This is a genomic window from Dellaglioa sp. CoH-55-MRSF-7 (assembly GCF_056782235.1).
This window is the reverse complement of the sequence record NZ_JBXAYI010000109.1, coordinates 1-337: the sequence shown is the minus strand read 5'-3', so window position 1 is coordinate 337 and position 337 is coordinate 1. Positions and strand designations below refer to the sequence as shown.

General features: G+C 51.9%; 1 protein-coding gene. It reads right to left on the bottom strand.

Going from position 1 to position 337, the window contains the following annotated elements:
• Nucleotides 1-96: 96 nt before the first annotated feature.
• Nucleotides 97-337, bottom strand: a 241-nt coding sequence (locus AC1RPU_RS08080; protein ID WP_481769656.1) for a hypothetical protein, incomplete at its 5' end; no start/stop codon positions are given.

Below are 337 nucleotides of genomic sequence, written 5' to 3'. Positions count from 1 at the left end.
CGTGCATTTTTCTTCTCCTGTACACGGGTCACGAGCTGTGCGATGTTGATGACAGCCGCGCACCAAAGCAAAATCAAACTGATTGTGTGAATCATATCACCTCACAACTTGGTGCGCAACACCAAGAGATTTCTGTTCGAGTGCCATACGCAGCAGTTCCTGTGCGTCGATGATCGTGTTGTGCAGAATGCGAATCTGTTTGCGCTTGCGCTCTATGAACGCGTCGCGTGCGGCTTCCTTGGTGCGATGCGCGTACTGCTTCGTCCACGACAGATTCACGAACCGTTCACGGTCCTCGTAATGATCTAGAAACCAGAAACCGTGCGGAGTCATACGC